The organism is Mycobacterium sp. (assembly GCF_036273375.1).
Classification (GTDB): domain Bacteria; phylum Actinomycetota; class Actinomycetes; order Mycobacteriales; family Mycobacteriaceae; genus Mycobacterium.
Genome location: NZ_DASUHS010000145.1, coordinates 1 through 5,799, shown reverse-complemented (window position 1 = coordinate 5,799; position 5,799 = coordinate 1). Strand labels below are relative to the sequence as shown.

Sequence of the window (5,799 nt, the reverse complement as noted above, 5' to 3'; positions counted from 1 at the left end):
GACCAGCTTCACGGTGCAGCTTCTTCATCGCACGCTATCCCGACAGGTTGAAGTCGCCGGACACCCCGTAGGCGGCCATTGCCACCGCCAACTGCACCGTTACCGCCACGACAAGTGAGGCGCGCACCGAGCGGCCGACAGCTTCACCGACGCCGGCTGGGCCGCCGGTGGCGTTGAATCCGTAGTAGGTGTGCACCAGCATGACTACCGTTGCCGTCGCAATCACTTGCAGCAGTGACCAGATCAGGTCGGTGGGCTGCAGGTAGGTGTGGAAATAGTGGTCATAAACCCCGGTGGGCTGCCCGAAGCCGACCACCACCAGCGTTCGTGTCGCCAGATATCCAGCCAGCGAAGACAGGCACCACAACGGAACGGTAACCAGCACGCCCGCCACGATTCGCGTTGAGGCCAGGTAGCTGATCGCACGGATGCCCATCACTTCCAGGGCGTCGATCTCCTCGTTGATGCGCATAGCTCCTAGCTGTGCGGTGGCTCCGGCGCCGATGGTCGCGGCAAGCCCGATAGCGGCGGTTAGGGGCGCAGCGAAACGGGTGTTGATGTAGGCCGAGGCGAACCCGCTCAAAGCCTGCACACCGACGTCGGAGAGCGATCGGTAGAGCTGGATACCGACGAATGATCCAGTCGACATGACCAGGGTGGTGACAACCACCACGGTGCCGCCGATGATGGCCAGCGCACCGATACCCAGACTCATCGTGGCGATCAGGCGCAGCGTCTCAGCCTTGTAGCGTGCGACCGCATCCCACATCAGACTCAGCGCCTTGGCGTAGAACGCGGTTTGGCTCCCGAGCCGATTCCACCCGGCACCCCAGCGGCGCAGGGTGATAGAGAATCGCGCGAACCGCGGCGGTGCGGGAGCCACGCTCATCAGGTGGTGCCGGGCGGGGGCTGCAGTCACATCGTCACCTTCGTGCCGACCGCGACTAGCACGACGTTGATCACGAACAAGGCCATGAACGTGTACACCACGGTTTCATTGACCGCGTTGCCGACACCTTGGGGGCCGCCACCGACCGTGACGCCCTTGTAGCACGCGATGGTGCCAGCGACCAGGCCAAACAACGCCGCCTTAAAGAAGGCGATGCCCACGTCAGCGATCTTGACCAGCAGCGTGAGGCTCGCCGCCCAGGCGCCCGGAGTGACGTGCTGGAAGAAGACGGAGAAGAAAAAGCTGCCGACCAGTCCGACGATGGTGTTGATCGAATTGAGCAACAACCCGTTGAGGCACAGCGCCAGGACCCTAGGCACCAGCAGTCGCTGCACCGGGTTGATGCCCATCACCCGCATCGCGTCGAGCTCTTCGCGGATGGTCCGAGCGCCCAAATCAGCACAGATCGCAGTAGCGCCGGTACCGGCGACGACCAGCACCGTCGTTATCGGGCCGATGTAGGCCACGCTCGCCAGCGCAGCGCCAGCACCGGATGCGTCCGCGGCGCCGATCTCGACCAGCAGAACGTTAATGATGAAGACGCTGAGTGCGTTGAACGGAATGGACAACAAGATGGTCGGGGCGATCGACACCCGAGCCACGAACCATGCCTGATGGACGAATTCCCGCCACGCGAACGGCGGGTGCACCAGCTGCACCAAAATGTCGAGGGTCAACGCGAAGTAGCTGCCTACCTCGCGCAGTGGCTTACCGCCAACCGCGAGCCGGGTGGTTGCCCGGGAGGAGACCACCCCGCCCTCCGGCGCGCTGGTCACGGCGGGAATAGGTGCTGTGTCCGCCACTACCACTAGCGCACTCGTTTGTAACCAGTCGGAGCCGACATTAGACGATGAATCCTCCCCGCAGCAGGTATGGCGTGCTGCTTCTTTTCCAACGGCGTGGCCCAGAGCACAGCGGGACGCTACACCATTACATTAAGGCAAGGCAACATCGACAAACGCCATTTTGGACAAAACGGCTTAGTGACGTGAGCGCAACTACCGTGGTTTGCTGTAGGTTCCGACATTTTTGGCTGAAATGTCGTAATTTCCCCCGGCGGGACGGCCGTGTCAGCCGAGCTCGCTGCACCCCTGTCGAAGAGTGCCGCACCCATCAGACCTCGTAGATACAGCCAGGATCGGGCGATCGGCCGCATCCAACCGGACGAGAGGCGCCCCTGCAAAGCATCACCCGCATCGCGACCAGTCCAACGTCGATAAGTTTGCTACGGGTTACCCGATTTGACTATAAATAAGGAATTATGCACAGCAGTCAGAAGCTATAATATTCGTAGATCGGTTTCCGGTCGTCGCTCTCGCTGATTTAATCCTCAGCCCCTCGATAACGGTCTTTGTTGCAAAGAATGATGCTTCAATAACTTTTCTTATTGCGCATCGCAAGATAATAAAAAGAACGGTGACGTAAATCGGCGCAATAATGTGTGTATTCATCTTTTGTATTTCCACCATCGCAGCCCGCAGTGGAGCGGAATCGAGTGCACACTGCCCCGCGTCCGAGCTCTTACCGCCGGGGCGCTCGCAGGGCGCGTCGGGCCGCCGATGGGGTCCTGAGCTGCGCTTACGCACAACGGCAGGACTACGAACTTTCTAGCGTCAGTGCGGCCCTTAATCGTCCCGGCGCCAAACCTGTTTATGCGGCGCATACCAGCATGGGTCAACACCGACCCCCGCAGGCACGGCAATTAATTGCCGATCACGGCTAACTGGCCTCCCGCCTGAGCCTTACTCTGCCGCGCGGAGGACGGTGATCCAGCGCACAAAAGCAGCCGACCGAAGTGACGGGTAAAGCTAAATAGTTATCTATATATCGGTTTGTATCGTTAGCTCATTATTCGGAGCATTGCTGGAGAATCTCGAGGAACTCTGCACTGCTGAGCCGCAGTGGGTCGGGCACGCTGCTGGACAATTGCTAACCGGTTAACTCGCCGGATGTCGCCTGCCTCATCGGCATGCGGGCTTGCCTTGATCATCGCCGGATTCCCGGGCAGCCGGCCAAGCTCGGTGGGCCTCACCCATCGGGAACAGGCGGTGGCGCCGCCACGAGCCCGCCGTCCGCCTCTCGCAGCGCAGCTCACCCCGCCAGCGGGCCCTGGCCGGCCATTCGCATCGCGTCACCGACACAGCTCGGAGGCCGTAGTGTGCTGGTGTGACCGTCCAATTCAGAGGCCGTCGCCCGAGGCCAGCCGGGGCGGACTCGCCGGCAGATGATGAGGCGCGCGAACGGTTGCTGAGCGCGGCCGATTCCTGCTACTCGGATAAGGGGCCTGTGCACACCCGGATGGGCGACATCGCCCGGCGCGCAGGCGTGCACCGGTCGACGGTGTACTACTACTTTCCGAGCAAAGACGCGCTGCTGGCGGCCTCCTTCATGCGCGTGCTCACCGTTACCCTGCACGCCGTTGAACAATGTTGGCAGACTGACGAGCCCTTCCTGGCTCAGCTCGTCGCCGCATGCATGCGGGGCATCGATATCGCCCGCGACTCACCGGTAATGCGATCATTGGTTGACGACCACCAAGCCGTCGGTGCTGCCTTTCACGCCGCGGAAGGCTCGGAGTTGTGGCGAGCCAAACTCGCTGACGCCCTGGTCCGACGTCTCGAGGCCGCTGCCGCCGCTGGCGATATTCGCCGAGATGTTCCCGCCGACACCCTCGCCCGCTGGATCGTCCGCATCAACTTCAGCCTTATCGCCGAACCCGCCGGGCCCGACGACGGTGGTGACGAGGGCGTGCTACGCAACCTGCTCGTCGCCTCGCTAACCCCTTGGCGATAACCTCGCGGCGATGTCAAGTCGCGGCTGGGGCGGCCGACCCCGTCAACTCCTGAACCTGCTTGTTCTCGTTGGCACGACGTGCCATCGGCCGTGGCGATTGACTGATCACCGGGACTGGTCTGCGCACGAAAACGGTTGTCAATGAATACATCGCGATCGCGGTGACCACGACACCAAAGTCGGATACTGTTGGTTTCAACCTAACCGGCCGTTCGCCTTGCTGAGCAAGCGGGCGCCGAGGGTCTAGCGGTGTCGATCTTGCTCTTAGTGCGGAGTCGGGAAGACGGCGAGATGGAATGAGGTGCGCTCGTGCAGAAGCGGTTTTGCAACGTCTTCGCGATCGTTTTGGTGGCAGCGAGTGTCGGGGCATGCTCACCGTCCCGCGCAGCCGCACCTCCGCCGGGTACGTTGCCCCCGGAAAGCGCGCAGGTAACCATCAACGGTCATGCGCTTCCGGAGACCCACACGGTGAAGTGCATACCGATGGGATCGCTCACTGCGGTTACTATCGGTGACGCTGCGGCAGGAACAAAAGTGTTTGTTTCCAACGAAAGTGCGCTGGTCGCCAAGTCGGTCAACATCAGTGATCTCGACGGCTTCACAGGCAGCTACGCCGAAGACCTCCAGGGCGCCGCTGAGGTAGCCCTCCATGGATACACCTACACCGTCCGTGGACGTGCCGAGGGCTTTAACACCGACAACCCCAGCTTGAGGGCAACCGGCACCTTCACAATCAAGGTCGCCTGTTAACGCGACCCAGCTGCCTATAGCCGAACTACGTTGACTCCGCGCCTTTTGACTCGCGCTCACTAACGACGGGCGAATCACGGTCTACTGCGGAGGATTGCCAGGCGGCGGGTACACGCCTCGCAGGATCCACGGGAACCAGTTGAGACCGAACTGGAGTTCATCGCTGGCGTCATAATCGGGACTGGGATCGAGCGGAATGTTCTGTCCTTCGGTGTTCAGTGGTGTTGCTCCCCGTCCCGAGGTATCGGCTTGTGGTTGTCCGTAGACCGCAACCACAACGGTACGATCCGGACTGTTCAACGACCACACCCCCATCTGGCTGTTCGTGCAGCTGGACATGATCTTGAAATAGTCGGGGTTGTAGTACCACCGGTTGATTAAGTCATTGCCGCTGATCGCGATTGACTGATTGATCGCCACCGTCTCGGCCACCGGGCCATGGAAACCAGCCGCATTGGCGCGATCTTGTGGGCTAGACCCGTCCGAACCGATATCAGCATCGAGGGCCCGGTTGTTCAACACATCCTGGGTGTGCCGCTGCGCAGCGGCTTGCAGTTGGGGGCTGATTCTCACGTCATTGTTGCAGCCTGCTTGATGCTGCACGGTGAAGACGTTGGCGACGACACTGTCGTTGAGTCGCTTGTTGTTCGGTATGAGCGTGTTGTTGTCATTATCCGCATGCGCGACGGGAATGCTCAACAGAGCGCCGGCGGCAACCACCAAGGCAGGCAGGCGCTGCGGCCAGTACTGCATGTACAAGTCCTCCTTATTGGCCCCCAAGCGGCGGTCGGCGGTACTAGGTGCCGGGTGCTCTGCTGCCGGGTACTGACTTGGCCGGTTGGATCGGCTGAAATCTAGCCAATGTACGATCGAAACGAGCCTGACATGCATGTAGGCTACCCACGGCGCCGCGAAGTCGTCTAGAGGTTTTAATACTTAAATGAATATACGTTTAGGCGTTTTGCCTACGCCGGCCGCGATCCTGATTGGCGAGATGTCGTCGGCTCGGTCGGTCAGGTAGAGGTACCCGTCGCTGTCGACGCGCCTCATGTCGCCGACCGTCACGAAGCCGTCGATCTACGAGTGCAGTCCCACCGCGAACCTGGTCGCCCGAGCGCCTAGTGGTTGCAGCCAAGTGGCCGACTAAAAATTAGCCCCGCTAACTAGAACTCATTTGTGGCGGATTCGCCATCTTGATGTCACGACGATGGGATTCCGCCGTGTTGGATGAGAACCTAGACCTGCCGGCCACGCGGCTCTCGCCGAATCGCGCAAATCTGCCATTGACCAATGTCACCATTTGGTGT

At 60.9% G+C, this 5,799-nt stretch carries 5 protein-coding genes; 2 read left to right on the top strand and 3 right to left on the bottom strand.

The genetic code is table 11. The annotated features are described in order from the left end of the window. Positions 1-34: 34 nt before the first annotated feature. Positions 35-889: an MlaE family ABC transporter permease gene (locus VFW69_RS13805; RefSeq protein ID WP_526502083.1), complete on the bottom strand. Its 855-nt coding sequence runs from the start codon at positions 887-889 to the stop codon at positions 35-37. Between the two features lie 26 nt (positions 890-915). Then, positions 916-1,701, bottom strand: a complete 786-nt coding sequence (locus tag VFW69_RS13800) for an MlaE family ABC transporter permease (protein ID WP_526502082.1) — start codon at positions 1,699-1,701, stop codon at positions 916-918. Between the two features lie 1,414 nt (positions 1,702-3,115). Between VFW69_RS13800 and VFW69_RS13795 the strand changes: the two genes are divergently transcribed. Both VFW69_RS13795 and VFW69_RS13790 read left to right on the top strand, forming a co-directional pair. Further along, positions 3,116-3,742, top strand: coding sequence for a TetR/AcrR family transcriptional regulator (locus VFW69_RS13795; RefSeq protein WP_526502081.1), 627 nt, complete (start codon positions 3,116-3,118; stop codon positions 3,740-3,742). Positions 3,743-4,051: 309 nt separating this feature from the next. Further along, on the top strand, positions 4,052-4,492 hold the full coding sequence (locus VFW69_RS13790; protein WP_526502080.1) for a lipoprotein LpqH: 441 nt from the start codon (positions 4,052-4,054) through the stop codon (positions 4,490-4,492). Positions 4,493-4,573: 81 nt separating this feature from the next. Here the strand turns inward: VFW69_RS13790 and VFW69_RS13785 are convergent, their stop codons facing one another. Next, positions 4,574-5,245 (bottom strand): CAP domain-containing protein, encoded by a 672-nt coding sequence (locus VFW69_RS13785; protein ID WP_526502079.1) that lies wholly within the window; start codon positions 5,243-5,245, stop codon positions 4,574-4,576. Between the last annotated feature and the right edge of the window lie 554 nt (positions 5,246-5,799).

Excerpts from the sequence above, each read along its gene's own strand:
- VFW69_RS13805 (WP_526502083.1), bottom strand. The coding sequence starts at position 889 with ATGAGCGTGGCTCCCGCACCGCCGCGGTTCGCGCGATTCTCTATCACC.
- VFW69_RS13785 (WP_526502079.1), bottom strand. The coding sequence starts at position 5,245 with ATGCAGTACTGGCCGCAGCGCCTGCCTGCCTTGGTGGTTGCCGCCGGC.